This is a genomic window from Synechococcus sp. MIT S9508, from assembly GCF_047303045.1.
GTDB lineage: Bacteria > Cyanobacteriota > Cyanobacteriia > PCC-6307 > Cyanobiaceae > Synechococcus_C.
On record NZ_CP138941.1, the window covers coordinates 933,942 to 958,932 of the forward strand.

General features: G+C 58.3%; 23 protein-coding genes. 10 read left to right on the forward strand and 13 right to left on the reverse strand.

The window, feature by feature from the left end; all coding sequences use genetic code 11:
- Positions 1-3 precede the first annotated feature (3 nt).
- The 3 genes from SIB42_RS04710 to SIB42_RS04720 are packed head-to-tail and all read right to left on the reverse strand — an operon-like array spanning position 4 to position 4,722.
- Entirely contained in the window at positions 4-1,848 is a 1,845-nt protein-coding gene (locus SIB42_RS04710) for an SLC13 family permease (RefSeq protein WP_067096682.1), read from the reverse strand.
- The gene (gene hflX / locus SIB42_RS04715; protein ID WP_067096679.1) at positions 1,841-3,553 is read right to left on the reverse strand and encodes a GTPase HflX; all 1,713 of its coding nucleotides are present in this window, start codon (positions 3,551-3,553) and stop codon (positions 1,841-1,843) included. The genes SIB42_RS04710 and hflX overlap by 8 nt, the downstream gene beginning before the upstream one ends.
- Complete coding sequence (locus SIB42_RS04720) at positions 3,550-4,722, reverse strand: NAD(P)/FAD-dependent oxidoreductase (RefSeq protein WP_067096676.1); 1,173 nt, start codon at positions 4,720-4,722, stop codon at positions 3,550-3,552. Before SIB42_RS04720 ends, hflX begins: the two co-directional genes overlap by 4 nt.
- Positions 4,723-4,791: 69 nt before the next feature.
- Here SIB42_RS04720 and SIB42_RS04725 point away from each other — a divergent pair, with 69 nt between their 5' ends.
- Entirely contained in the window at positions 4,792-5,565 is a 774-nt protein-coding gene (locus SIB42_RS04725) for a phosphoadenylyl-sulfate reductase (RefSeq protein ID WP_082825069.1), read from the forward strand.
- 2 nt (positions 5,566-5,567) lie between these two features.
- Positions 5,568-6,296, forward strand: a complete 729-nt coding sequence (locus tag SIB42_RS04730; protein WP_067096674.1) for a type III pantothenate kinase — start codon at positions 5,568-5,570, stop codon at positions 6,294-6,296.
- On the opposite strand, the gene bcp is transcribed toward SIB42_RS04730, so the two are convergent.
- Positions 6,244-6,711, reverse strand: a complete 468-nt coding sequence (gene bcp / locus SIB42_RS04735) for a thioredoxin-dependent thiol peroxidase (RefSeq protein ID WP_067096671.1) — start codon at positions 6,709-6,711, stop codon at positions 6,244-6,246. The two genes, SIB42_RS04730 and bcp, sit on opposite strands and share 53 nt — an antisense overlap.
- On the opposite strand from bcp, the gene SIB42_RS04740 reads away from it, so the two are divergent.
- Both SIB42_RS04740 and SIB42_RS04745 read left to right on the forward strand, forming a co-directional pair.
- Positions 6,710-7,378: a 4'-phosphopantetheinyl transferase family protein gene (locus SIB42_RS04740; RefSeq protein ID WP_067096668.1), complete on the forward strand. Its 669-nt coding sequence runs from the start codon at positions 6,710-6,712 to the stop codon at positions 7,376-7,378. The two genes, bcp and SIB42_RS04740, sit on opposite strands and share 2 nt — an antisense overlap.
- A 230-nt stretch (positions 7,379-7,608) precedes the next feature.
- Positions 7,609-8,232: an alpha/beta hydrolase gene (locus SIB42_RS04745; RefSeq protein WP_067096665.1), complete on the forward strand. Its 624-nt coding sequence runs from the start codon at positions 7,609-7,611 to the stop codon at positions 8,230-8,232.
- Positions 8,233-8,321: 89 nt separating this feature from the next.
- Here the strand turns inward: SIB42_RS04745 and SIB42_RS04750 are convergent, their stop codons facing one another.
- Positions 8,322-10,526, reverse strand: coding sequence for an AAA family ATPase (locus SIB42_RS04750; RefSeq protein WP_067096772.1), 2,205 nt, complete (start codon positions 10,524-10,526; stop codon positions 8,322-8,324).
- A gap of 146 nt (positions 10,527-10,672) precedes the next feature.
- Here SIB42_RS04750 and SIB42_RS04755 point away from each other — a divergent pair, with 146 nt between their 5' ends.
- Genes SIB42_RS04755 through SIB42_RS04765 form a run of 3 tightly spaced genes read left to right on the forward strand, consistent with a single transcriptional unit; the run spans position 10,673 to position 15,452 of the window.
- A complete protein-coding gene (locus SIB42_RS04755; RefSeq protein ID WP_197459908.1) occupies positions 10,673-11,734 on the forward strand; it encodes an efflux RND transporter periplasmic adaptor subunit in 1,062 nt (353 codons plus the stop codon).
- An 11-nt stretch (positions 11,735-11,745) separates the two neighbouring features.
- Positions 11,746-15,147, forward strand: coding sequence for an efflux RND transporter permease subunit (locus SIB42_RS04760; RefSeq protein WP_067096661.1), 3,402 nt, complete (start codon positions 11,746-11,748; stop codon positions 15,145-15,147).
- Positions 15,144-15,452 carry a hypothetical protein gene (locus SIB42_RS04765; protein ID WP_067096658.1) on the forward strand — a complete coding sequence of 103 codons (309 nt, stop codon included), beginning with the start codon at positions 15,144-15,146 and terminating at the stop codon, positions 15,450-15,452. The genes SIB42_RS04760 and SIB42_RS04765 overlap by 4 nt, the downstream gene beginning before the upstream one ends.
- Positions 15,453-15,455: 3 nt before the next feature.
- On the opposite strand, the gene SIB42_RS04770 is transcribed toward SIB42_RS04765, so the two are convergent.
- The 8 genes from SIB42_RS04770 to sufR form a co-directional block, all read right to left on the reverse strand.
- Positions 15,456-17,114 carry an alpha-D-glucose phosphate-specific phosphoglucomutase gene (locus tag SIB42_RS04770; protein ID WP_067096654.1) on the reverse strand — a complete coding sequence of 553 codons (1,659 nt, stop codon included), beginning with the start codon at positions 17,112-17,114 and terminating at the stop codon, positions 15,456-15,458.
- Between the two features lie 177 nt (positions 17,115-17,291).
- Positions 17,292-17,663, reverse strand: a complete 372-nt coding sequence (locus SIB42_RS04775; protein ID WP_231856450.1) for a hypothetical protein — start codon at positions 17,661-17,663, stop codon at positions 17,292-17,294.
- Between the two features lie 356 nt (positions 17,664-18,019).
- Positions 18,020-18,202: a hypothetical protein gene (locus SIB42_RS04780; RefSeq protein WP_197459906.1), complete on the reverse strand. Its 183-nt coding sequence runs from the start codon at positions 18,200-18,202 to the stop codon at positions 18,020-18,022.
- 10 nt (positions 18,203-18,212) lie between these two features.
- Positions 18,213-19,286: a DUF4912 domain-containing protein gene (locus SIB42_RS04785; protein ID WP_067096649.1), complete on the reverse strand. Its 1,074-nt coding sequence runs from the start codon at positions 19,284-19,286 to the stop codon at positions 18,213-18,215.
- 194 nt (positions 19,287-19,480) lie between these two features.
- The gene (locus tag SIB42_RS04790; RefSeq protein ID WP_067096647.1) at positions 19,481-20,239 is read right to left on the reverse strand and encodes a phycobilisome rod-core linker polypeptide; all 759 of its coding nucleotides are present in this window, start codon (positions 20,237-20,239) and stop codon (positions 19,481-19,483) included.
- Positions 20,240-20,332: 93 nt separating this feature from the next.
- On the reverse strand, positions 20,333-20,923 hold the full coding sequence (locus tag SIB42_RS04795) for a phycobiliprotein lyase (protein ID WP_067096763.1): 591 nt from the start codon (positions 20,921-20,923) through the stop codon (positions 20,333-20,335).
- 78 nt (positions 20,924-21,001) lie between these two features.
- The gene (locus SIB42_RS04800) at positions 21,002-21,385 is read right to left on the reverse strand and encodes a hypothetical protein (RefSeq protein WP_231856449.1); all 384 of its coding nucleotides are present in this window, start codon (positions 21,383-21,385) and stop codon (positions 21,002-21,004) included.
- The gene (gene sufR / locus SIB42_RS04805; RefSeq protein ID WP_067096642.1) at positions 21,382-22,056 is read right to left on the reverse strand and encodes an iron-sulfur cluster biosynthesis transcriptional regulator SufR; all 675 of its coding nucleotides are present in this window, start codon (positions 22,054-22,056) and stop codon (positions 21,382-21,384) included. Before sufR ends, SIB42_RS04800 begins: the two co-directional genes overlap by 4 nt.
- Before the next feature lie 469 nt (positions 22,057-22,525).
- Here sufR and SIB42_RS04810 point away from each other — a divergent pair, with 469 nt between their 5' ends.
- From SIB42_RS04810 to sufC, 3 genes are read left to right on the forward strand one after another with little or no spacing between them, the layout of a single operon-like run.
- On the forward strand, positions 22,526-22,711 hold the full coding sequence (locus SIB42_RS04810) for a hypothetical protein (protein ID WP_156485229.1): 186 nt from the start codon (positions 22,526-22,528) through the stop codon (positions 22,709-22,711).
- Complete coding sequence (sufB, locus tag SIB42_RS04815) at positions 22,708-24,147, forward strand: Fe-S cluster assembly protein SufB (RefSeq protein WP_067096636.1); 1,440 nt, start codon at positions 22,708-22,710, stop codon at positions 24,145-24,147. The genes SIB42_RS04810 and sufB overlap by 4 nt, the downstream gene beginning before the upstream one ends.
- A gap of 54 nt (positions 24,148-24,201) precedes the next feature.
- On the forward strand, positions 24,202-24,990 hold the full coding sequence (gene sufC / locus SIB42_RS04820; protein ID WP_067096633.1) for a Fe-S cluster assembly ATPase SufC: 789 nt from the start codon (positions 24,202-24,204) through the stop codon (positions 24,988-24,990).
- Position 24,991 lies beyond the last annotated feature (1 nt).

Below are 24,991 nucleotides of genomic sequence, written 5' to 3' on the forward strand. Positions count from 1 at the left end.
CGCTTAGCCTCCTCCCGCCTGGGCAAGGATCAGTCCTGGAACCAGAAAGGTCATCAGCAACATGAGACCGGCTCCGTAGCGAGCTACATCGAAGAAGCGGTAACGGCCTGGTCCGAAAACCATAAGGTTGGTCTGGTATCCCATCGGAGTGAGAAACGACTGACTGGCGCCAAACAGCACAGTGAGCAACAGAGCCTGGGGGGTAAGACTCAGAGAGGGTGCGAGCTGCGTGGCCACAGGAACCAGCAGTGCCACCGAGGCGGCATTGCTCATCACGCTGGTAATCAGATTGGTGGCCAGAAAAATCACCAGTAACGCCCAGTAAGCCGGCCAGTTCAGGAGCAGCCTCTCCATGTCGGACGCCATGGCATTGGCCAAGCCACTGGTCTGCAGAGCCACACTGAAGCTGGAAAGAGATCCGAGCAGAAGAATCACATCCAGTCTGATCGAGCGCTGAACCTCTCCTGTTCTTAGGCATCCCATCAGCACCAGCAGCACAACGGCCATCAGCACTGCGGCAACCAGGGGCACGGAGGTGACTGTGGGCACCAGCAGCATCAGAGCCGTAATGGTCACGGCCTGAGGCTTGCGACGGATGGTGGGTAAATCGTTTTCAAGCTGGTCGAGCACCAGCAGATCGTTGCTGGCCTGAAGCCCTCGGATCGCATCCAGAGGGGCTTGTAGCAGCAGCACATCGCCCTCACGTAGAACAGCCTGGCCAAGTCGCTCCTGAACCGTTTGCTGACCTCGGCGGAGTGCAAGCACCGTTGCGTTATGGCGTTGTCGAAAGCGCAGCTCCCGCAGACTTGCACCAGCCAATGTGGACCCAGCTGGCAGCAGAACCTCCACGGTTTTCTGACCGTCTGCGCCTTCGCTGGACATGGCTGGCTTGGCGTTGACTACGTCGAGATGATCAGCGGAAGGACGATTGGCGGAGGCCAGCTGAATCGTGTGGTCTTGTTGCAGGCGAAGCAGATCTGCGCGTGTGACCCTCAGCAGTAGGCGGTCTTCCGCCTCGATGCAGCGGTCGGCCAGGGGTGGAAGGATCCGCTCGCCACCTCGCTGCAGCTCGAGAACGTCGACATCGAAGCGACGTTGCAGCCTGCTGTGCCTCAGGGTCTGTCCGACAAGCGAGGACGAACCTGGGATGGTGACTTCGGTGAAGTATCCAGTAAGCGACTGGTTAGTGCTGAGCTGATCATCGGGCACATTTCGGTCTGGCAGCAGGGCGCGAGGGGCAAGCAGCATGTAGCTCGCTCCGGCGAGCCAGACCGGCACGCCGATGGCGCTGAAGCTGAAGAGATCCAGGGACCCATAGCCCAATTGTTGGCTGACGTCACTGGCCAGCAGATTCACGGAGCTGCCCAGCAGGGTCAGGGTGCCGCCCAGCAGTGTGGCGAATGACAGAGGCAGAAGAACCCTGGATGGTGCGATCCCTCGCTTTTGGCACCAGCTCTCCAGCACCGGAAGCAGGCTGGCCACAATCGGGGTGTTGGGCACCACGCCAGAGATCGGTGCCACCACCAGGGTCAGCAGACCCACCATGCGCCTAGGAGTACGGATGCGTTCGGAGGCAATCAGTTCTCTCAGGCGATCAAGGGCGCCGCTGCGGAACAGGGCTGCTGAAACGGCGAACAGTCCCATCAGCGTGATCAGTGCTGGGCTGCCGAAGCCGCTCAGGGCCTGTAGAGGGGTCAGCACTCCGCCAATCATCAGCAGCGAGACACTGAGCAGCCCCACCAGCTCTGGCGCCATGGCTCCGCTGATGAACAGGGCCACCGCGATCAACAGCACAGCGAGCGTGACCAGAGCGTCTCCGTTCTGCAGAGCGGCACTGAGCTCAACCATTGGGGGGTGCGCCTGTTGGCTCCGTGACAGGTGGGCTGACTGTTTCTGGTGTGGACTCCCAGAACGTCTGTTCAAGCCATGTTCGCAGACCCCTCAGGCCTGTCCCCTGCGTGGCGGAGAGGTAGAGGGCTTCGGGCTCCAGTTCACGGATCTGCTGCAAAGCTTCTGCATCACATCGGTCGATCTGGTTGGCCAGCACCTGTCTGGGCTGCTCACAGCCAAGACTGTCGAGGATGGAGTGCACAGCTTTGAGTTGTCCCTGCCAATCGGGATCTCCGAGATCCACCACCAGCAGGAGCTGGTCTGCATTGCGGGTTTCCTCCAGCGTGGCCATAAAGGCTTGCATCAAAGGGGCCGGCAGTTCACGGATAAATCCCACCGTGTCGGTGATCAACAGCTCGCGGGGTGCTGCTCCAGCCCTCGGCAAGCAGAGCCGACGTGTCGTGGGATCGAGGGTCGCGAACAGAATATTTTCGGCTTGGACCGGGCCTCCTTGAGCGCGATCACACAGCGCATTGAGTAGCGATGACTTGCCGGCATTCGTATACCCAACGAGAGCCACACTGGGAATGTCCTGACGTCGCTCTCTCAGCCGGGCTCGGTGTGCTCCCAGCTGGCGAAATTCCCTGCCTAGGTGTTCGATACGTCGGCTGATGGCACGCTTGTCTTTTTCAAGCTGGGTTTCTCCAGGTCCGCGGGTGCCAATGCCCCCCCCCTGCCGAGACAGGCTCAATCCGCGTCCGGCAAGTCTTGGCAGTCTGTAGCGGAGTTGGGCCAGTTCCACTTGCAGGCGACCTGCAGCACTGGAGGCCCGCTGGGCAAAAATGTCGAGGATCAGCTCGCTGCGATCCATGACGGGACTGTCCAGTAGCCGCTCCAGGTTCCTGGCTTGAACAGGGGTGAGCTCTCTGTCGGTGATCACGAGCGTGGCGCCGTGCTTGCGGATGTCCAGAGCAGCCTCTTGGAGTTTGCCTCTGCCCCAGAGGGTATGAGGATTAATCTGTCCCTGACGCTGGCGGCAGACGGCAACTGTATTTGCACCGGCACTGCGGGCCAACCCTTCCAGTTCGGCCAGCTCACGCTCGTTCCGTGCTGGGTCCGTGCCGGTGAGAGTGAGCAGCAGCACCTGGTCCACCGTTGCCGTGTGCTCCTGCGCTGACTGAAAGGGTTCGCTATGCGGATCTCCTTGCCCCGCAGGGGTGTCGCAGTGGCAGAGAATCGTTAGATCGCCCGTTTCGCCACAACTCCAGCCGCTCTCTGCTTGGGGATTTGGAACCCAGAGGGCACCGGAACGGATGCCACTGGGAGAGATCACTGCCTGATAACGCAGCCACGACTCCGGCTGAACATCCAGGGCGATCACCGCATCGCGACCATCAGGGACCAGGTCTGGAGAACGCCGTTCATGCAGCGTGCTGATCAGGCGCCATTGCCTGGGGCGGCGCCTGGAGCCGCCCTGAAGATGTCGGTCCAGTCGATCGGATTCTCCGAGAGGGCCAACCCAAAGCAGTCGGCAGACGCCACGGTCGTCGATCAGCAGATGCAGTGTTTCCTCGAGCTTCACAGCCAGCTCGGCAAGCCGCTCCAGCGTGAAAACGTCGGCGCCGGAATCATCGGGGTGGCGACGATGGCTGAGACGATCCAGCTGTTTGAGCTGTGATGGACGCAGCCCCCTGGTTCGTCCTGCCAGGTGAGCCTGTTTCAAGGACTGACCAGCCAGGCTCCGGCTGCGCGAAGCCCCAGCGACAGACCTGGTAACCGGGTCAGATAGGTCAGTCGGCGTAGCTTGAAGGCCAGAGGACCGGCAACGGTGAGGCCTAGGCCGGTGATCGAGGCATCGCCAATGCCGAGGCTGAGCATTTCGCCGAGATCGTTGAACACAAAAGTGTTTGCATCACGGTCCCGCAGCTTTGCCTTCAGCTCCTGAGCTGCAAATTTACCTTGCTGGATGGCTGCCTGAGCCGAATGAGGCCAGCTGGAAAGCTCATTGGCATCAGGATTCACAGCAATATCTCCGAGAGCCAGAACCTCTGGATAACCCTGCAGGCGGAGCGATTCAGTCACTGGCAGTCGCCCCTGATGGAGCTCCAACTTGGGAGAGATGTCAGGAATGCTGGGACGGCTGCCTGCGGTCCAGACCAGTCCGTCATGATTCTGCTGGGACGAGCCCTGTGCTCCGCTTAACATCACCGAAGTCGCTTTCACAGACTCCACTTTGGTGTTGAGGTGAACCGTGACACCACGCTTCTTCAAGGCTTTCTCGGCCTGCTCCCTGTTGAAGGCCTTCGATCTCGGCAGGATCTGATCACCGAGCTCAACGAGTTGCACTGTGGCGGCACCGTTGAGCATGTCCACGAGCTTGCAAGCCAGTTCAACCCCCGTGGCACCCGCACCAGCAATCACCAGGGAGCTCGTGCCTGATGGGCGCCGACGCAGCTCCTGAACTCGCTCCTGCAGAGGTTGTAGATCAGTGAGGGTATGGAAATTCAGGGCGTTGTCGCGGACTCCTTGGATTCCAAAGTCTGCGGGTTGTGCACCTGTGGCGATCACTAGCTGGCTGTAATGCAGGACGCGCCCCGATGCTGTGGTGACGGACCGGGCATCGAGGTCGATGGAGCTGGCACGGTCTTGCAGGTGACTGATCCCATGTCCCTGCAGCAACGATGCGTAGTCAGGTGCAACCTCCCATCCCTTCAGCTCTCCGCTCATTAATTCGTAGAGCAGAGGAACGAAGACGAAGCGGTCACGAGGTTCGATCAGCACTACCGCTGGTCTTGGATGCAGGCGACTGAAGGCAAGCGCCGTTGACAATCCGGCAAATCCACCACCGATCACCACGATCGGTTGAAGTTGCCCGCTGGCAGGGGGAGTCAAGGCATTCTCTGGTGCGTGTTGAAACCATAGGCAGACCTGTGGTCACCTCGGCATTGGAGGATGGAGTGCATGAGCCAGGGCATCACAGACATGATCAGCACCGCTGGTGGTGTGGATTCCGGCACAGAGGCTGCCGGTCTCGAAACCCTTCGCGCGGAGCTGGAGCCGCTGGAGCCTCTGCAGCGTCTGCAGTGGGCACTCAATCGATTCGGGTCTGGCTTCGCGATGACCACCAGCTTTGGGATCCAGTCGTCTGTCTTGCTGCACATGCTCAGCCGCCTCTCCGGAGGAGAGACCGTGCCTGTGATTTGGGTGGACACGGGATATCTGCCCGCCGAGACCTATCGCTATGCCAGCACTCTCTGCGAGCGACTGGGCACTCGGCTCGTTGTGGCGCAGTCTTCGATGTCTCCTGCCCGCATGGAAGCAGTCCACGGAAGGCTCTGGGAGACCGGACGAGAGCAGGACCTCGATCTGTATCTACGTCTCCGCAAAGTGGAGCCGCTGGAGGCAGCACTGAGTGGACGCGAGGTGAGCTGCTGGGCCAGTGGTGTGCGACGCGGCCAGACAGAGCTGCGCAAGACCATGACTGTGCTCGATCCGATTCGTGAGCGTCTGTCTCTACGCCCCTTGTTGCGTTGGACCAATCGGGATGTCTTCTATTACATGCAGGAGCATGACTTGCCTCAGCATCCGCTCTTCGATCAGGGGTATTCCACCGTTGGCGACTGGCATTCCAGTGCTCCAGACGGCCTTGAGTCCGAGGGCCGCGGCACCCGCTTCGGTGGACAGCGTCAGGAGTGCGGAATCCACGTGCCCGGAGTGATGGGCGATGGCATCTGACCATGGCCTCTGAGCAGCGCTGTCTGCTGATCGGCAATAGTCGCTGGCACTGGGCCGAGCAATCCAGGAGCGGTGTCTGGAGCTACAGCCATTCCCAGCCGCAACTGTCGCTATTGGAGGGATCTCCACCACTTTGCTCGTGGGCGGCAGTGGGACCTTTACCTGCCCATTCCGTGCTCAGGCCAGACAGGCGTCTCTGCCTGGATGGGATTCCGCTTCGACATGTGCCGGACTGGCTTGGCATCGACAGGGCGCTGGCGGGATGGGGCGCCTGGACCCAGTCAGCAGAGGCTGGCCCATTGATGGTTGTTGATGCCGGCACCGTGCTCAGCCTCACGCGCGTGACTGCAGACGGTGCCTTCAATGGCGGCTGGCTTGCGGCCGGATTGAGGCTGCAGTTGCAGGCCATGGCAGCAGGCACTCAGGCGCTGACAGATCCTGACGACCAGAGGCAGGATCCCTGCGATGGCCTGTCGTTCCCCAGGGATTCGTGTGAGGCGATGCGCCGGGGAGTGATCGAAAGTCTTGTCGGTTTGATTCTCCGAGCCCAGGACCTCGATCCTTCTCCGCTTTGGCTCTGCGGCGGTGATGCTCCGCTGCTGGTGCAAGCTCTGCAGACCCAGGGGCTTGAGCTGAATCATGCCCCTGAACTGGTGATGCAGTCGCTGGTGACGCTGGTCAGCCCAGCCCCAGATCGCTCAGCACTTGATCAGCCATTGCATCGGCTTTGACCTTTCTGTAGATCAACTCAATCTTGCCCTCAGCATCCACCACGAAGGTGTGACGCATCATTCCCATGAATTCACGGCCCATGAATTTCTTCAGGCCGTAGCTTTCGTAGCTGCTGGCCACTGCGCATGGTTCTTCGTCGGTGAGCAGGGTGAAGGGGAGTTCTTGCTTGGCAATGAAGCGTGTGTGCGATGAAGCGTTGTCTTTGCTGATGCCCAGCACTTTGATGCCATTGGTCTTGAGATCGCTCCAGCGGTCGCGGAAGTTGCAAGCTTCTTTGGTGCAGCCTGGCGTCGCATCCTTGGGATAGAAATAGATCACCACTCGCTGTCCTTTCAGAGATGAAAGCGTGAGGGGTTCGCCGTTCTCATCTGGAAGTGTGAAGTCAGGGGCGGGATCGCCGATCTGCAGAGTCATGGATAACCGGACTGTCGGCGGCAGCGTAACTGCGTTGTGGATGCAGCAGATCGCTCTTGATGCTCCGGCTGGCGACCTTGTTGTGAGCAGCCAGGAGCGTGCTTGTGCCGCAGGCCTGACGGCGTCTCGGGCACAGCAGTTCCTTGCCTCACGCGGCTGGATGCGCAGTTGTCTGTCTTCCCTGCATGGTGTTGAATCTTTGGAGGTGCCGCTGACCGCACCACCGGGTGCTCCACCTCAGCTTCCGGATGGGTGGGGCTATGTCAGCCTCAGCCACTGTGCTGATGCCTGTCTGCTGGGTTGGTCTCAAAAGCCCATCGGAGTTGACTTGGAGCGTGCCGATCGAAAGATCCATGCGGCAGCGGCCTTAGTGCGCCGTTTTTTCACCGAGTTCGAGCAGGGTGAGCTGATGGAGCTGGAAGGCGACCAGCTGCGACAGCAGGTTTTGGACCGATGGCTTCTGAAGGAGGCTGCGATCAAGTGGCAACAAGGTTCTTTGGCGCAGGATCTTGGTTTTTGGGAGGTGGGCTCCAACCTTCGTACTGCTGTGCATCACGGTTTGAATCTCAATGTTGCTGCCCAGTTGTGGTCTCAGGGGGAATGGCGACTTGGGGTTGTCGTTTCCGAGAAGGAATTTCTGCAGGACTGTGTGCTCTGCGCAGCGTGAACAATCTTCAGCTCGATCGACATGAATGCTGTTTGGGATGGACTCCACTGAATGAAGGAATCAACATTGATGCTTCGCTGTGAGATCCAAGCATCTACTGAGATACATGAGTCTTGCCGAGATGGTCCTTGTGAGGCGAATTTCTCCCCATCTGCGCTATGGGGCGGTGATTTTGTTGGCAAGTCTTTTTCCTATGGATAGGATTAAAAAGACGTCTTTTCTCGCCGTCCGTGTTCACCCGTTTTGCAGCCGGCGCTCTCGCCGCCGCTTCCATTTCCACTCTGGCTGTCGCCGCTGAAGCTGGCACCAAGCGCCCCGTGCGCTGGGTCTCAGGTGGCGCTGTCTGGACTACCAAAGCCTCATCTTTCGCCAAGTTCTTCAACGACGGCGAAATCACTGACCGTGCTCTTGAAGCTGGCCTGAACAACTCCGGTTGGACTGCTGATGAAATCCAAGAGGGCATGTCCAAGAGCTACGACGTAGATCTGGTTGGTGTTTCTCGCTTCCTGTACTCCGCCGATGGTGTGAAGTTCCTGGACGACCAGACCCGCAGCTACTTCCCCTACTGGCAGAAGAAGAAGACCGCCGTGGTCGCTCTTCGTTCCGCGATCATCCTCGATGCAGCTGATGGAGAAATCTCCTCTGCCGGCATCATGAGGCAGCTGCCCGTTGACTTCCGTCTGAACGACAACGGCGTTTCTGACGGTGCTCAGAACGTTTGTAAGGACGGTCTCAGTGGCGATCAGGCAACCTCCCTGCTGTCCTGGTATGTGTTCCTGCCCGCATGCGTGCAGGCCAACCAGATCCTCCCCGCTGAGCCTGTTCGTACCGCACCTGTTCGCGGCCTCTGGTGATTGTTGAGAACCCTCACCGGTTCATCAACTTTGCTCTTCAAGCTCCGGCATCGCCGGGGCTTTTTTATGACAGATTTTGATGCAAGGTGTCAGGCCAGTCGACCTTCGATTCGCCAGTGACGAAGACTTTGGGGGAGATGGTTGCCACGTTGCTGTAAGAGTTCGCGACGCAGCTCTGATAGTTCGGTTTCACTGGCTTCACCGGTTTTTTCAAGAGCCTTTCGGTAAGGACGGTTTTCTCCGAGCCATCGTTCGATCAGGCTCGGCTCAATGGAGAGCTTCAGGGATTCTTGCCAGCTGCTCTGGTTCGTGACCCAGCCGCAGCGCTCAAGCTGGCTTAGCAGCCTCTGACGCTGTTCCTCTTGGCTTAGCCAGATGGATTCCAGAGCAGCCAGGGTCTGAAGTGATGACATCGATGTGCTCGCTCTCTTTTCACTTATGAGCAGCTCCAGTAGTCCCCCAGCTGGCCCAAGTTGGGGTTCACTCAGCAACAGCCTCAGTTGAGCGCCGCTTGTCGAGCGGGAGCTCACACGGGCCCAGAACGTTTCAAAGTCAGCACCATTGAGATCCTCCTGATTCAGCCGCCCGCCGACCACTTCGAACTGGTGGTCCGGGCTCAGTCGTTCCAGGTCGGAAGCATCGGCCAACATGGCCGGATGATTGAGAGGATCAAGCAACTTCAGCTGTGCTTCCAGTCGTCGCTGTTCTGTTGAAGATGCACAGAGAATCGTGAGTCCTCCTTCGGCCACGGCTCCGAGGGGATCAAGCGACCAGAGCAGCGAACGCCCGCCAAGGATCAATACGCGATCCGTGCGTTGCCAGCCGAGATCGGACCACAGTTTCTGCCGCAGCTCCTGAAGTCGTTCGCCATCCACTGACAGTTGACGTTGCAGCCACCGTTCCAGCTGTGGTTGCTCCGGTCCGCTGCTCACCAACAGCGGGTGTTCGTCGACAGCCTCAGCTGAGGCTGCGAGCTGAGCAGCGCGCCGTTCCAGCATCCGTTCGCGTCGTTGTCCTTCCCAGCCCTGGCGACTAGGTGACCAGAAGGCTTCACCCTGAAGGGCACTTGGCAAATACTGCTGAGCCACCCAGTGTTCACGAAAAGCGTGGGGGTAGCGATAGCCCTTGCCGTCACCAAAGGCATCGCCATCGCGGTTGGCGTCGCGCAAATGGGCAGGCACTTCCTGACGCTGTGCTTCACGGACCTGACGCAGTGCTTCGAACATGCCGCTGGTGCTGTTGCTTTTTTCAGTGCATGCCAGGTAGAGAGCTGCCTGGGCCAATGGATACAGTCCCTCCGGCAGTCCGATGCGCTCAAAGGCCGCGGCGCAGGCTTCGACCACCACCACGGCCTGGGGGTCCGCGAGGCCCACGTCTTCCCCAGCTGAGATCAGCATGCGCCGGAAAATGAAACGGGGGTTTTCACCGGCTTCAATCATTCGTGCCAGCCAGAACAGTGCTGCGTCGGCGTCCGAGCCCCTCAGGGATTTGATGAATGCGCTGATCGTGTCGAAGTGCGCATCACCCTGCTTGTCGTAGAGCACGGCGCGCTGCTGAATGGATTCCTCAGCAATGCCAAGGTCGATGGCGATCACGCCATCCTGATTTTCAGGGGTGCTTTCCACTGCGAGCTCAAGTGCATTGAGCAGGCTGCGTGCGTCACCTCCCGCCACATTGACGAGATGGGCCGAGGCCTCAGCGCTGATCTCTACATGACGATCGCCATAGCCACGCTCTTTGTCGTGCAGCGCAGTCAGTAGCAAACGACTGAGGTCGTCCGGCCCCAAGCTCTGCAGACGGAACAACCTGGACCGACTGACCAGCGCCTTGTTGACTTCGAAAAAGGGGTTTTCTGTCGTGGCACCGATCAGGGTGAGTGTGCCGTTCTCCACCCATGGCAATAATGCATCCTGCTGGGCGCTGTTGAAGCGATGCACCTCATCGATAAACAGGATGGTGCGCAGCCCATGGCGTTCGAGGCGTTGACTGGCATCGGTCACTTCGGAGCGCAAGTCTTTCACGCCCGCCAGCACGGCATTGAGAGAGCTGAAATGGGCTCGTGTGTGGTTGGCAATGATTCGCGCCAGGGTGGTCTTTCCGACTCCCGGCGGGCCATGCAGGATCAGATTGCCGACACGATCGGCTGAGATGGCTCGCCGCAGCAGGCGACCCTCCGCCAGGATTGCTGCCTGACCCACGAATTCATCGAGATTGCGCGGCCGCAGGCGATCGGCAAGGGGAGCCTGCCGCTGCCGAGCTGCCTCGCAGTGATGGCTGAACAGATCCTGTTTCAGAGGTCCGCCCACGGCGTCGATTCCCGGTGAGACGATTCTTGCTCAAGTTGAGCCTTTGGCATCAAGAGCGCCGTCATAATGCGACCGACAGAGTCTTGACTGTGCGTCTCAACCGACCCCTGATCCCCTTGGTCCTGACGGCCTTCATGCTCGCTGCCTGCGGTAAGGGCGGCGATGCGCAGAGGCCCCTTCCAGAAGTGAAGAAGGCCGCTGTTCGCGAGGCTGTGTTCACGGAGGATGTCGACACAGTCAGCACCCTGGAGGCCGGCGATCTGGTTCAGCTTGCGGCTCAGGCATCAGGCCGGATCATTGAATTGAAGATCACTCAGGGAGATCGGGTGACTGCAGGTCAGTTGCTCATGACCCTTGATCAAGCTCAGGAGCAGGCCAAACTGGCCGGGTTGAAAGCCAAAGAGCAGAAGGATCTGCTTGAGCTGAAACGCTATGAATTTTTGGTGCCGCTTGGTGCCGCGGAAGCCTCAGAGCGTGATCAGCGGCGCGCAATTTATATCGCCTCGCGAGAAGAGGTCAGAGCTCAGGAGGCCACGCTGGCTTACAGCAATCTGCAGTCACCGATCGCTGGAACAGTGGCGGACGTCTCCGTTCAGGTCGGGGATGTGGTGAGAAATGGCGACCCATTCACCAAGTTGATTCGCAACAACATCCTGGAGGCCAGGGTGGAGGTGCCGTCTTCCTATGCCAGTCGCATCAGGGTTGGTCTACCGGTGTTGCTCAGTCTTCCGGGTCGCAATGAGGTGATGGCAAGCAGCTCGGTGATGTCGGTTGATCCTGGGATCAACTCCGGAACCCAGGCCCTTCTGGTGAGGGCTCAATTTCCCAATCCAGATGGCAAGCTGCGCAACGGTCAGAGGTTGCGGACCAGGGTTCAGCTCGACTCCCGTCAGCAGCCATCCGTTCCCTTCGCTGCCGTGACGCAGACGTCCGGTCAGAGTTTTGTGTTCCGTCTTGGCACTCTCAAGGAGCTTGAAGCGCAGCCTGGTAAGGCTGATCTGGCCAGGATCAAACGGGGGATTGACCGGGGCGTGATTCCTTCCGCCACCCTGTTTGCGCTGCAAACGCCGGTCAATCTCGGTGCCCTCCAGAACAATCGCTATCCGGTCACCAAAGGTTTGAAGCTGGGCCAGAACGTGATCACCAGCAATCTTCTGAGCCTGCGTCACGGTGTGCCGGTGAAGGTGCAGAATTGAGCGACTGAGTCATGTCCGCCTCTAATAATTTCATTACCAGGCCCGTTCTCACAACGGTTTGCAGCATCCTGATCGTGATCGTGGGATTGATTGCGATTCCAATTCTTCCGATCGAAAACCTCCCGGACATCGCTCCTCCCACCGTCAAGGTGAGGGCCAACTACACCGGTGCCGATGCCGTCTCTGTTGAGGAGGGTGTCACCAGTGTTCTTGAGCAGCAGATCAACGGTGTCGAGAACATGGACTTCATCAAGTCCAACAGTTCCGCCGACGGGGTCAGCTCCATTGATGTGGCTTTCGCCAGCGGCACCAACGGTGACATCAACCAGGTCAATGTTCAGAACCGTGTGGCTCTGGCAGAACCGCAACTCCCTGAGGAGGTGCGCAAGGCCGGCGTGAGCGTCAATAAAGCGTCCAACTCGATTCTGCTCGTTTACAACTTTGGCAGCGCGGATCCTGACCAGATCACCTACAGCGCTGAGACGATCAGTGGGCTGCTGGATCTGAACCTCACCGATGCCATCAAGCGGGTGAGTGGTGTCGGCGACCTCACCTACTTCGGCAATCGAAAACTGGCGTTTCGGCTGTGGCTTGACCCCGACAAGCTCACCAGTTTTGGCCTCACCTCCAGCGATGTGGTCAACCAGTTGTCCAGTCAGAATCGTCTTGTCGCTGCTGGCCAGGTTGGTGGTGAGCCCTCCCCGAAAGGGCAGCAGTTCACCTTCACCGTGCAGTTGCAGGGCCGCCTGCGCAGCGTTGAGGAATTCGAGCAGATGGTGGTGCGAACCGCTGAGGAGGGAGGTTTGGTGCGCCTCCGAGATGTGGGCAGCGTCCAACTTGGTGGTGAGTCATATGCCGTCAGCGCGACCGATCTTCAGGGTGTTCCGTCTGTTGGTTTGGCTGTTTATCAGCTCTCGGGCAGTAATGCTCTCGAGGTCTCCGATGGCGTGAAGCAGGTGTTGGCCGACTTTGAGAGGACCATGCCTGTGGGCATGAAGATGGAGAAGATCTACGACAACACCGACTTCATCAGCGCCTCCATCCAGGGCGTGGTGAATTCCCTGCGGGACGCGGTGGTGCTTGTGGTTCTGATTCTTTTTCTGTTTCTTCAGAACTGGAAGGCCACGCTTGTTCCGGGGATCGCGATCCCTGTGGCATTGATCGGCACCTTTGGCCTGGTCCTTGGCTTCGGCTTTTCCCTGAATCAGCTGACGCTGTTCGGTCTGGTGCTGGCTACGGGTCTCGTGGTCGACGATGCGATCACCGTGATCGAGGACACCTCCACCAAAAAATCGGAGGGGATGACGGCGTTGGAGGCAGCGAAAGCCACCATGGACGAGCTGTTCTCAGCGATCATCGCCACCTCGCTGGTGAAGTTCGCAGTGTTCCTGCCAGTTCTGTTTTTTCCTGGCGCGACGGGAACGATTTACAAACAGTTCGCAGCCACGGTGATCTTCTCGATCGCTATCTCCACCTTCAACGCTCTCACCTTCTCACCGATGTTGTCAGCACTGCTGCTGGCGCGTGAATCAAAGGATCCTGGACGGCGGAGCTATGCCATCGCCGGCACGGTGATCGGTTTTGTGTATGGATTGCTGGTGGTCGGTGCTGGAGCACCTCTGGTGCTGATCCCGATGGCGGTTGGTGCCTTGATTGGTCTGCTGCTGGGGCGCTTGATCGATCGACCGGTCACACTGCCTTTCACCTTTGGTGGAGCCATGACCGGCTTGATTCTTGTGGGGGTCAGTCGGGTCATTCCAGTAACGCTCTATCCAGCTCTAGGCCTCACCCTGGGTTGGTTCACACCGATCATTTTCGCCAAGTTCAACAGCGCTTATGCCGTGATGGAGAGCCGCTACGCCTCCGCTTTGGAGTGGGCTCTCGGTCGTCGCCGACTGGTGATGAGCATCCTCGGCATCGGCATCCTGCTCACGGCCGTTGCTTTTCGGACCATTCCCGGTGGGTTTGTGCCGATCGAAGATCAGGGTTATGCAATTGGCGTGGTGCAAGCGCCGGAGGGCGTCTCCACCCAGGTCACTGAAGCGATTAACCAGCAGGTGGCTGCCGTACTGCGTACGGAAAAGAACATCACTGCGGCATCAGTGTTTAGCGGTGCAAGCCTGGATGGCAACAGTCCCAACAAGGGCCTGTTCTTCTTTGGCACCAGGAACTGGTCCGAGCGAAAGCAACGGGATCAGACCGTGGGTGCGATCGTGGAGAGGCTCAATCAAAAGCTTGCCCGTTCGGTGGATGGTGCCAGGGTGTTTGTTGTTGAACCTCCGGCCATCCCTGGCTATGGCACTGGCGGTGGATTCGAGTTTCAGCTTCTCGATCAGAGTGGTGGGGCCTACAGCCTGGCTGATTTTTATGGCACGGCAGGGCGACTGATCCAGGCGGGTAACGCAGACCCCGATCTCAACCGTGTCTACACGCTGTTCGCTCCTGAATCGCCACAGATCGAGATTCAGGTGGATCGCGATCGCATGGCCGCGGTTGACGTTGACTTCGGAGCTGCCATGCAGACCTTCAGCATCAATTTCGGCGGCCTCTATGTGAACGACACCTTTCAGGAGGGCAAAGTGCGTCGGGTCTACGTGCAGGCTGATGCTGAAAGCCGTGCGACTCCCGAGCGCCTTTCAGCCTTGTACGTCAAAAGCTCTAACGGTGATCTGATTTCGCTCGCGGAGTTTTTCAGCGTGCGTGAAACGCTTGGCCCCACGGTGGTGCCTCACTTCAATCTCTATCGAGCCATCAAGATCGAAGGGACGCCTGCGGCCGGAAAGAGCTCTGGTCAGGCGATTACAGCGATGAAGGGGATCTTTGAGACCATCAATCCGCAGGGCCTCAGCTTCGACTGGACTGGGATTTCTCGTGAGGAAGTGAAGGCCGGTGCCTTGGCGGTGGTGATCTTTGCGCTTGGCATCCTGGCGGTGTATCTGGTGCTGTCGGCGCAATACGAAAGCTATTCCGATCCGCTGATCATTCTGATGACGGTACCGACAGCCATGCTGGGAGCACTCGCCTTCCTGGCCTTGCGGGGTGAGGTGCTCAATGTCTATGCCCAGGTGGGTCTGGTGATGTTGATCGGCCTGGCTGCTGGCAACGGAATCCTGATCGTGGATATGGCGAATCAGCGGATGCAGGCTGGTGCCGATGCACTAGAGGCTGCTCGTTTTGCCGCAGGTTGCCGCCTCAGGCCGATCTTGATGACAGCGATTTCCTCCCTATTCGGCTTCATGCCGCTCATCTTCGCCAGTGGTGCCGGCGCCCGTAGTCAGACGTCCCTCGGAGCAGTTGTGTTTGGTGGTCTGTTGATTGCCACCGTTCTGTCGCTCTTCGTTGTGCCGGTGTTTTATGTCGTTCTCAAGTCTTTGCTGGGGCCTACGCAAGACTCGAGACTGAGTAGCTCATGAGACGCGATCTGAAGCCCCAATCCTGCAACTCTGCGCCTTCTGGATTCAACGGTTTCAAGGTGCTCTGGGCTTCCTTCATCGGTACCGGCATCGGCGTCATCCTCACGATTTTTCTCGGCACATTCATTCGCAATACACCGGCCGAGATTCCTCGCACCAGATTGCTTTATCTCCGAGGCGTCGTGATCGCCTCCGCCATGCTGTTTGGCTCATCGATCGAGAGCATGCGTCAGCTCCAGGAGAGTGCATCCGAGGAGGAGTATCGCTCGCAGAAGACGACTTGGCGGGGGCAGCGGCGTCGCTGACGCTCAGGTGATCACGGTGGGGCAGTCCATTCCTGTGCGCTGCTGAATCTCCCCCAGCGAGTTGATGCTGCTGATCATGTCGGCCAAGGCGATCTGGGGATCCTGATGGAGATCACCACTGCTGGGCACATAGCTCTCGAGATACACCCGGATGGTGGCTCCCTTGGTTCCAGTGCCAGAGAGGCGCACGACAACGCGGCTGCCGTCCTCCAAAAGGATGCGCAGGCCCTGGCCCTGGGTGACCGACTGGTCCACAGGGTCGGTGTAACTGAAATTGTCGGCCCCAGTGATGGTGCGACCGGCGAAGGGTTGGCCGATCAGACCAGGCAGGAGGCCTTCGAGACGGTCATACAAACCATGGGCTGCGTCGGTGGGTACTGCCTCATAGTCATGACGTGAGTAGTAGTGCCGCCCAAAGCGCTCCCAGTGGCTGCTCATGATGTCCGCCACGCTGCAACGACGCACTGCGAGGATCTGCAACCAGAACAGCACGGCCCAAAGACCGTCTTTTTCACGCACGTGGTTGCTGCCGGTGCCGAAACTTTCTTCGCCGCAGAGCGTGATGCGGCCGGCATCCAACAGATTTCCGAAGAACTTCCAGCCGGTTGGCGTCTCGAAGCATTCAATGCCCAGTTCCTTCGCCACCACATCAACAGCGGAGCTGGTTGGCATGGAGCGCGCGACGCCTGCCAAGCCTGAGGCATAGGCCGGAGCCAGCGTGGCATTGGCCGTGAGGACGGCCAGGCTGTCGCTGGGATTCACAAAACAGTGGTGACCGAGGATCATGTTGCGGTCGCCGTCACCGTCGCAGGCTGCACCGAAGCGGTAGTCGTCTCCCTTGAGGAGAAGATCCGCCAGATCGTGGGCGTACGTGAGGTTGGGATCCGGATGCCCGCCGCCGAAATCTTCAAGTGGAATGCCATTGCGCACGCTGCCGGCTGGTGCTCCCAGCAGATCCTCGAAGACACGTTTGGCGTAGGGACCCGTGACAGCATGCATCGCGTCGAAGGCCAGCGGGAAATCGTTGCGCAGCAGATCCCTGATCTGATCGAAATCGAACAGTTGCTGCATCAATGCCACAAAGTCATCGACACCATCGATGATCTCAACCTCCATGGCACCGATGTGGTGCGTTCCTGGAGTCCCGAGACTCAGCTCGGGAGCTTCAACAATGGCGTATCGCTCCAGTGACTTGGTGCACTCGAACACCGCATCGGTGAAGGATCCTGGTGTGGGGCCACCGTTGGCTCCATTCACCTTCACTCCGAAATCGCCATTGGGGCCGCCTGGATTGTGGCTGGCTGAAAGGATGATCCCGCCAATGGCCTCTCGCTTGCGGATCAGGTTGGACGCGGCCGGTGTGGAGAGAATGCCATCGGTGGTGATGATCACCTTGCTCAGGCCATGGGCTGCGGCCATGCGCAGGATCACATTGATGGCACGCAGATTGCCGTAACGGCCATCGCCTCCGAGCACCAACGTGCCTCCTTGCACGCCCGGAAGGGTGCGAAACACAGCCTCAACGAAACTTTCGAGATAGTGCGGTTGCTCAAATTGAGCACTGCTTTTGCGCAATCCGGAGGTGCCCGGCTTCTGGTCGGTGAAAGGGGCTTCGAGCCGCACGAAGATTGGAGCGGGTTCTGCCGAGGCGGAGGCGGTCATCCCTGACGGGAGCGGATACCGGGAACCCTTACACGCCAGATGCTGTTCAGGGTTGTCGGCGCGACCAGTTGTCGCAGCTACTTTTCAGGCGTCAAGGCTTCTGAAGTGTGATGGAGATCAATCACCCCAACCCCGGCCTTCTCTATTTGTGTGCAGGAACAGAAGGTGTTTGAGCACTTAAGTCTTAGCTGGTGCAGGAGGTTGCTTCGGTTTCTCGGGTGCTGAACAGACCAACGTCAGACGGCGTGCCGGTCGATCGATACTGTCGCGGCGCTGGAAGCTGTTGGTGGTTACCACCTGTGAGGCCTGCACCAATTCCCAGACGGTGTCTTTGCAGGCAGCCGACAGTCTGGGATTGTCCATGAGCGGATCGGCAAGGCTGCGAGTTTTGCTACAGCTCTCCTGGTCGTTGGCGCGCGAACAGCTATAGGCCAGTAGCTGGAGTGAACGCAGTTCTTCCCTGGTCGGGAAAGGAACCTTTTTTGGCTTGGCTTGAGCTGTTGAGGGCAGCAGCAAGGCCAAGCCCAAAAGGAACAGTGGCAGTCTCACGGGGATGGCCCATCACGTCGCGGCATTCTGACCTGAGATCGGTCATGCCGACGATTTCAGAAACGCAGTTCAGTGATTGATCTTTGAGCTGGGGTGAGATTTCTTTTAAGCCATCGCCTGGATTGATCAATGTCTGAGTTGAGCCAGATTCGCTGAAATCTCTGAAGTTTTGCGGCAAGGGCAGATCAGTGATGCCTGCTCCCACCACTTGGCCTGCCTGGCTGCAGCTCAGCAACACTGGTGTCAGCAGGGGCAATAAGCCAAGTCGATGAACATGTTTCAGCAGCCTTTTCAGTACCTGCTGGGTTTCGACTGCTGGCAGTGTTCCACCGCCCAACATCTTGCTGACGAATCCGTCAGTGAGGCATTTCAGAGGTTTTCAACATCCCTACAAACCAGAGGCTGCTGAGCACGAGTGCCAGGCCAACACCAGCACCGATCCCGACTTTTGCCATCGTGAGAGGTACAAGAACCGGGAATGCAACGGCCCCTGCAACGGGGGTAATGGCCACAGTCCAGCGCAGGGCTTTTCGGTTCACTCTCACAGGATCAGAACCACTCAGCTTTGGCTTCGCTGGCAGGGTTGCTGTTGTCTTCAGGGGTGACGCGCTCGAAGTTGAGCGTGATGTTGCGCTTCTGCTCACCATCTGCAGCGATCGCTTCAACGGCGTAGGTCTGCTCTCCGTCACGGAAGGGAACCTGGATGCGGAAGGTTCCATCGCTGGAGAGAGGCACTTCCTCACCGCCGATGGTCAGGCGAGCGGAAGGATCAGTGGCGCCGTAAACAATCAGCTCCGCATCAGCCACAAGCCAGAAGGTGCGTTGGCGAGGGGCCACTCCTCCGAGACCGGACTCATTGAGGCCGCTTGCCCATAAGCCAGCCCCGGAATCACTGAGACCACGCTGATCCCCGGAGAGTGAGTCCTGTTCGTGCAGAACTTCTGAACCGACTCGGCGGCTGCGGAAGTGGGTGGTTGCACTCTGATAGAGACGCTCATGTAAGCCGCTGTCGGTGGGCTCGAAGCTGGGTGTGTTGACTGGTGCCGGTGCAGGAGCAGCTGTTTCGAGGCTGAAAGGTACAAACTGATCGAGGATCTGGTCGCTGGGGTGGAGGGCCGGAACCCTGGCAACAGATGAGAAGGCCAGAGAGATCCATTGGCTGCCCGCGCGGAAGCCGAGTTCAACGCGGTAGTCGCGGTCGCAGAGAGGAACGGGCAGGTACCACTCGGTGCTGTGACTATCTACAGGCACTTCCTGGAGAGTGTGGGGGTGCGCCGAGCCGTCCTGCAGGCCCGTGACATCAGCCAGGCGAAGATTCAGGTGTGCGGCGCCTTCGCTTTGAGCGCGGCGTCGGTCGTCGTCTGAGATCTCCCAGAACACATAAGCCCACTGGGGGTCTCTGGGGAGGAAGACAACGCGGGTCTCGGACGAGGGGCGCGAGGGTGGATTGAGTTCCGCTTCGATGGCCTTGAGATCACCGCCACGACGTTCCTGCTTTTCGGCAATCGCGGAGACCAGGTCTTCCTTGCTCTTGCGGCTGTAGAGAGTAACGCCGAGATCACTGGCCATCTGACGCAGCTGACGCAGGGTCATGCGGGCGAGGGATGTGATGGCTTGCGTCACGGTCGGGCTACCGGGTTTCTTTGGGATCAGTTTGCTGGAAAGTTCCCGTTTTCAGGGAGCTGGATCGCTCGTGGTCAGCATCTTCTGACTGCATGAGCTGCCCAGACCGCATCCGTTTCAGGTCTCACGCTGCAGACAAAAAAGCGGAGCCCCACAGGGGACTCCGCTCCAACATCTTCGCCTGGGGACGCGATTCAGCGGCCGATGCTGCGGTAAGGAACTTTCGAGAGATAATCCATCTCGAGGTTGCCTTCGGGAGAGGCTGAGCCTGCGACGGCCATGCCTCGAACCCAAGGCAGATAATCTTCGCTGAAACCACCGCGAGAGCGGTTGGCGCGTGCCGGAAGGCTCTTGGCTTTGCCGGTGTAGATGATCTTGGGGAAACCGAGAATTCCCCGGTAGTACTCGTCGTAACGAGGGGTGGTGATATTGAAGGGTGTCTCACCCAACTCCCTCCCGGGAAGCACGCGATTGCGTTGGAAGGGAACGTTGTCGTAGCCGAAGGCGTCGAGATATTCCTCACTGTCGAGAAGGGCATCCACGATGCCTTCGACGCCCTTGGTCGCAATCACAATCGACCAGGAGATCTCCTCGGAGCGACCGTGGGTCTTGCGTCCCAGAATTTTCTGGACAAGGTGACGAACCACTTTGTAGTTCGAGTTGAAGCCGTAAAACGTTCTTTTAAAAGTGTCCGAGAGACACAACCCGCGGATGAAGTCGCGAACGGTGATCTGCCCATCACGCAGCTGTGATTCCAGGAAGCTGTCGCGGTCGCTCTTGAACGCGTGAAAGAAGATCTGGCGGTAAGCCGACTCGATAACCGTCTCGATGTTGTCAGCGTCCATCGAGATGTCCATCTGAAGGGAACGCTGGGTTTCTTCAGAAGCAACGCTTAGAGCTGCGACGCGATTGTTTTGCGTGGTTGGTGCGTACTGAAGAAGAGGAATGGCCACTCGAGTCGGAACACACTGGCTGGATCGTATAAGTGGGAGTCATCACACTCCCTTGCGGCCTCCTGCCTACTCACAGTCCGTAACAGAAGACACTTACCAGCCGAAGGGTGATACGAGCGCTGTCATCCCTTGCGAGCCGGTGGTTGAGCTGTCGTTTTTGAGCCTGGTTTCCACGCAGAAGGACGCGTTATTGGATAGTCCCTCAACGGTGCTGGAACGGATACGCACGTCGGGGCCGGAGAAACTAAAGCGTTCCCAGACGGTCATCATTTCGTAGCTCGTGCAGAGAATCAGCCCATCCCGGTCGTCCATCTCAAAGGTCGACGTTGCTGGCGCTTTTTCTGCGTAGCCCTGATCCCGGAGCATGGTGCCGGAGCGAGCGGTCTCACTGTCTCCGATCAACGCGAAGCAGGTTTCACCGTCGTGAGCATCGCCATTGCGGTCCCATGCCATCGAGGCGCTCCAGCGCACGTAGCTGCCGCCAATGATCAGTCCAGGATCCTGCTGGTGCTGGCGTGCCATGGCCAGCAAACGTTCATCATTCAGTTCCAGGTCTTCGACCACGATGAGCGAGCCGCCTGCTTCGCTGCGACGGTGCAAAAGGTGATGCACGCTCCGTTGAGAACGCCAGCTTCCGCAGCTCAGTCGAAAGAATGTCGGCGCGTCGGGGATGTCCAGGGTCATCGGCTGCGGACGGTCTTTCTTGGATGATCGCAGGAGAGCGATCGCTTCGCGATGTTCGGAGTGCATCCAGCAATCGGTTCACTCAAAGCTCGACAAGCGCTGACGGCTGTTTGCTTCGGCGTGTTGGATCAAATCGTTGAGATGGAGCTCGAGTGGAGTGAGCTGCAGCTGCCTGGCGAGCTCTTCAAGCTGGCTCGCAATCACCGTGAACTGCATCATCAGCTGTTCCCGGAACTCCGCATCGTTGGCCAGCTGAGGCTGGCAATCACACCAGTCCTGCCAGTGATCCCGCGTTGGCAAAGGCCCTTGCTGCAGCGGCATGGCGATCTGCTGAAACGTCGCCAGACAGTGGGCCTGCAGCCGCAGAAGGTGGCGGTCGACGGCGGGCAGAAGCGTGGCGTCGATGCGTTCGATCTGCTGCCGGTCCAATGGGCCTGAAACCGGCGCTGGATCAATGCTCACGGGTGGGATCCGGGTGTGGATTCGTTGGACATCGCGCCTGATGGGCTGATCTGAAAACCGCAGGAATGTCCTGATTCCAGCCTCCAGTGCACTCTTTCCACCCGACAGTCAGGGAATGTCATCCGAATCAGTTGAAGTTCCTGGTCGCAGACAGCTGGAAATTCTTCAGCGATTCTCTGGACTGAGCAATGAAATTCATTGATGCACCAGCCGTGCCCGTTCTCCGCTTGCACCATTTCGCTGACATACCCTTCATTGCTGCGCAGGCTGACCAATCTGCGAATGCGTTGTTCAAGCGGTCCTTCGCCGACTTGGTGCCTGTACTGATGTGCTTTCTCGTGGGCCTGTCGTTCGAGCAGGGTTGCCAAGGTCTCAGGCGGCAGGCTTGTCGCCATCGACTCGAGCAGATTCAGCGCAAAGGTGTCGCTGCCATCTGGAAAGTGTTGATGGCCTTGCTGCGTGAGTCTCCATTGGTTGGAAGGCCGACCCGGTCCAGCCGTAATCGAGCTCGCTTCGACCAGTCCTTCTTCTTCCAGGGTGCGCAGATGACGGCGCATCGCCTGAACCGAGATCCCCAGTTCGTTGGCCAGAGCACCAGCACTGATCTCACCCTGCCGCAGGAGCAAGGTGAGCGTTGCTTCACGAGTGGGAGCCTGAGCTGACGCGCCCATGAGATCGGGGTGATGGTTTCACCATGCCACGGGAACGCGCCAATTGCCTTGGGTCATGCCGGGCAGGCGTGGAGAACGATCTCAGAACAAGGCTTGGTCGCTGCAACGTCCGCCGAACTGCTTGCTCTTGATTCTTCGCACTGGATCAGGGTGGCAACCGCCTCTGATGGTGAGAACGGCGTGCATCCATTGATGTCATTCCAGGCTTCCATTGGGTGATCGCCTGAATTAACGGTTCCTAAAAGCGGCTCTGGATGCCGAGTCGATCACGACCTGACCCAGGTGGAGGTGGTGCCTGTCTGGTCATTGTTTCCTGGTGGCGCCGCGCCGGCAGGGTTTTCCGGTTAGAACCGACGTCCGTCACAATGGTCACATGGTCGGGTGATGGATCCGTGCTCTAGGCTCCAAATACGAAACCATTTTGTTTCGTATCTCCCTGGCTTCGACACTCTTGCCAACGTTCGCCGCCATGACTGAAGCCCTCGCCGGCAATCAAGAGCCAACCATGGAGAGCTTGGACGTTATTCGCAATATCGCTGAGACCGGCGCGAAACGCACCAGCACTTTCTTTTTTGGCGATCGTGATGTTCTGGCCATATTTCTAAAGGAGCTGGCCCGTCACAGAAACGACCTGACGGGAGCTCTTTGCTCATGACGTCCACCTCCACGCGAGATCTCGTTAGCCAGCCGTACAAGTACGGCTTTGTTACTGATATTGAGACTGAAAAGATCTCCAAGGGCCTCAGCGAGGAGATCGTGCGACTCATCTCCAGCAAGAAAGAAGAGCCTGAGTTTCTTCTTCGCTTCCGTCTCAAGGCTTTCCGGCATTGGCTCACACTCGAAGAGCCTGACTGGGCTGAGCTGGGTTACGACCCGATTGATTATCAAGACATCGTTTATTACGCAGCTCCCAAGCAGCAGGTTAAAAAGAGCTCACTCGAAGAAGTTGACCCCAAGCTGCTTGAGACCTTCGACAAACTTGGGATTCCTCTGAGTGAACAGAAACGCCTGAGCAATGTTGCTGTTGACGCCGTTTTCGACAGTGTTTCGATTGCCACCACTTACAAGGAAAAGCTTGCTGAGCATGGCGTTGTGTTCTGTTCCTTTAGTGAAGCTGTTAAAGAACATCCAGAGTTGATTGAGCGATATCTCGGCTCTGTAGTGCCGAGTAACGATAATTATTTTGCAGCTCTCAACTCCGCTGTTTTTAGTGATGGCTCCTTTGTATTCATTCCCAAAGGTGTCGAATGTCCGATGGAGCTTTCCACCTATTTCCGGATCAATTCAGGAGATACTGGACAGTTCGAGCGCACCCTGATCGTGGCTGAAGAAGGTGCCTCCGTGAGTTACCTCGAGGGTTGCACTGCCCCGATGTTCGACACCAACCAGCTCCATGCGGCGGTGGTCGAACTGGTGACCCTTGATGATGCGTCGATCAAATATTCCACTGTTCAGAACTGGTACGCCGGTGACGAGAACGGCGTTGGCGGTATCTACAACTTTGTGACCAAACGCGGTCAGTGTCGTGGCGCACGCAGTCGCATCAGCTGGACTCAGGTGGAGACTGGTTCAGCGATTACTTGGAAGTATCCCAGTTGTTTGCTACAGGGGGCAGATTCTGTTGGTGAATTTTATTCAGTAGCGCTCACCAACAACAAACAGCAGGCTGATACCGGCACAAAAATGGTGCATATCGGTGCACGGACTCGTTCCACCATCGTCAGCAAAGGGATCAGTGCCGGCAATTCCAGTAACAGTTACCGCGGGTTGGTGCAGATCGGACCTGCGGCAAAAGGTGCGCGCAATTACAGCCAGTGCGATTCGATGTTGATCGGAGATCAAGCTGCAGCCAACACCTATCCCTATATCCGCTCTCAGCAGCCTGAATCTGCAGTGGAGCATGAGGCCAGCACCTGCCGAATCTCAGAAGATCAGCTCTTCTATCTGCAGAGCCGCGGCATCGGTTTCGAGGAGGCCGTCTCGATGATGGTCAGTGGTTTCTGCCGTGATGTGTTTAACCAGCTGCCGATGGAGTTCGCCGCCGAGGCCGACAAACTTCTTGCCCTGAAGCTTGAAGGGTCTGTTGGTTGAACCCGCCTTTCAGGCTCAATTTCTGACGATCATCTTCCCTGTTCTGTTTTAACTGTGATTCGCCCCGACGCTGAGCTTCTTCTCGACATCAATGATCTGCATGCCTCTGTAGAGGATCAACCCATCCTCAAAGGCGTGAATCTGAAGATCAGAGCCGGTGAAATTCACGCGATCATGGGCCGAAACGGCAGCGGAAAAAGCACCCTCTCCAAGGTTCTGGCCGGCCATCCCGCCTATCAGGTCACCGGCGGCAGTGTTCGTTACCGCGGAGAAGACCTGTTCGAACTGGAGGCAGAAGAGCGTGCTCGGCTTGGTGTGTTCCTGAGCTTTCAATATCCAGTTGAGATCCCCGGCGTCAGCAATCTGGAATTTCTGCGCGTGTCCACCAACGCGAGCCGCGAAAAGCGGGGTCAGGAAGAACTCGACACTTTTGACTTTGAAGACCACGTGCGCGAGAAGCTCAAGGTGGTGCAGATGGATCCTGCATTCCTCGAGCGCAGCGTCAACCAGGGCTTCTCCGGTGGTGAGAAGAAGCGCAATGAAATCCTGCAGATGGCACTGCTGGAACCGGTGGTAGCGATCCTGGATGAAACCGATTCCGGTCTGGATATCGACGCTCTGCGCATCGTGGCTGGTGGTGTGAATCAGCTCTCCAGTGAGCAGAACGCCACGATCCTGATCACGCATTACCAGCGATTGCTCGATGAAATCACACCCGATTACGTGCATGTGATGGCCGCCGGCCGCATCCTGCGCACCGGCGGCCGTGATCTGGCTATCGAGCTGGAGAAAACTGGCTACGACTGGGTTGATAAGCAGCTCGCTGCCGAGGAAGTGGCCTGAT

What these genes read in the sequence shown, in the direction of transcription:
- sufR (WP_067096642.1), bottom strand. Translation starts at nt 22,056, where the DNA reads ATGGGCGCGTCAGCTCAGGCTCCCACTCGTGAAGCAACGCTCACCTTG.
- SIB42_RS04710 (WP_067096682.1), bottom strand. Translation starts at nt 1,848, where the DNA reads ATGGTTGAGCTCAGTGCCGCTCTGCAGAACGGAGACGCTCTGGTCACG.
- SIB42_RS04755 (WP_197459908.1), top strand. Translation starts at nt 10,673, where the DNA reads ATGCTCGCTGCCTGCGGTAAGGGCGGCGATGCGCAGAGGCCCCTTCCA.
- sufB (WP_067096636.1), top strand. Translation starts at nt 22,708, where the DNA reads ATGACGTCCACCTCCACGCGAGATCTCGTTAGCCAGCCGTACAAGTAC.
- SIB42_RS04795 (WP_067096763.1), bottom strand. Translation starts at nt 20,923, where the DNA reads ATGACCCTGGACATCCCCGACGCGCCGACATTCTTTCGACTGAGCTGC.
- bcp (WP_067096671.1), bottom strand. Translation starts at nt 6,711, where the DNA reads ATGACTCTGCAGATCGGCGATCCCGCCCCTGACTTCACACTTCCAGAT.
- SIB42_RS04730 (WP_067096674.1), top strand. Translation starts at nt 5,568, where the DNA reads ATGGCCTCTGAGCAGCGCTGTCTGCTGATCGGCAATAGTCGCTGGCAC.
- SIB42_RS04810 (WP_156485229.1), top strand. Translation starts at nt 22,526, where the DNA reads ATGACTGAAGCCCTCGCCGGCAATCAAGAGCCAACCATGGAGAGCTTG.
- SIB42_RS04760 (WP_067096661.1), top strand. Translation starts at nt 11,746, where the DNA reads ATGTCCGCCTCTAATAATTTCATTACCAGGCCCGTTCTCACAACGGTT.
- SIB42_RS04725 (WP_082825069.1), top strand. Translation starts at nt 4,792, where the DNA reads ATGAGCCAGGGCATCACAGACATGATCAGCACCGCTGGTGGTGTGGAT.
- SIB42_RS04740 (WP_067096668.1), top strand. Translation starts at nt 6,710, where the DNA reads ATGGATAACCGGACTGTCGGCGGCAGCGTAACTGCGTTGTGGATGCAG.
- SIB42_RS04765 (WP_067096658.1), top strand. Translation starts at nt 15,144, where the DNA reads ATGAGACGCGATCTGAAGCCCCAATCCTGCAACTCTGCGCCTTCTGGA.
- SIB42_RS04770 (WP_067096654.1), bottom strand. Translation starts at nt 17,114, where the DNA reads ATGACCGCCTCCGCCTCGGCAGAACCCGCTCCAATCTTCGTGCGGCTC.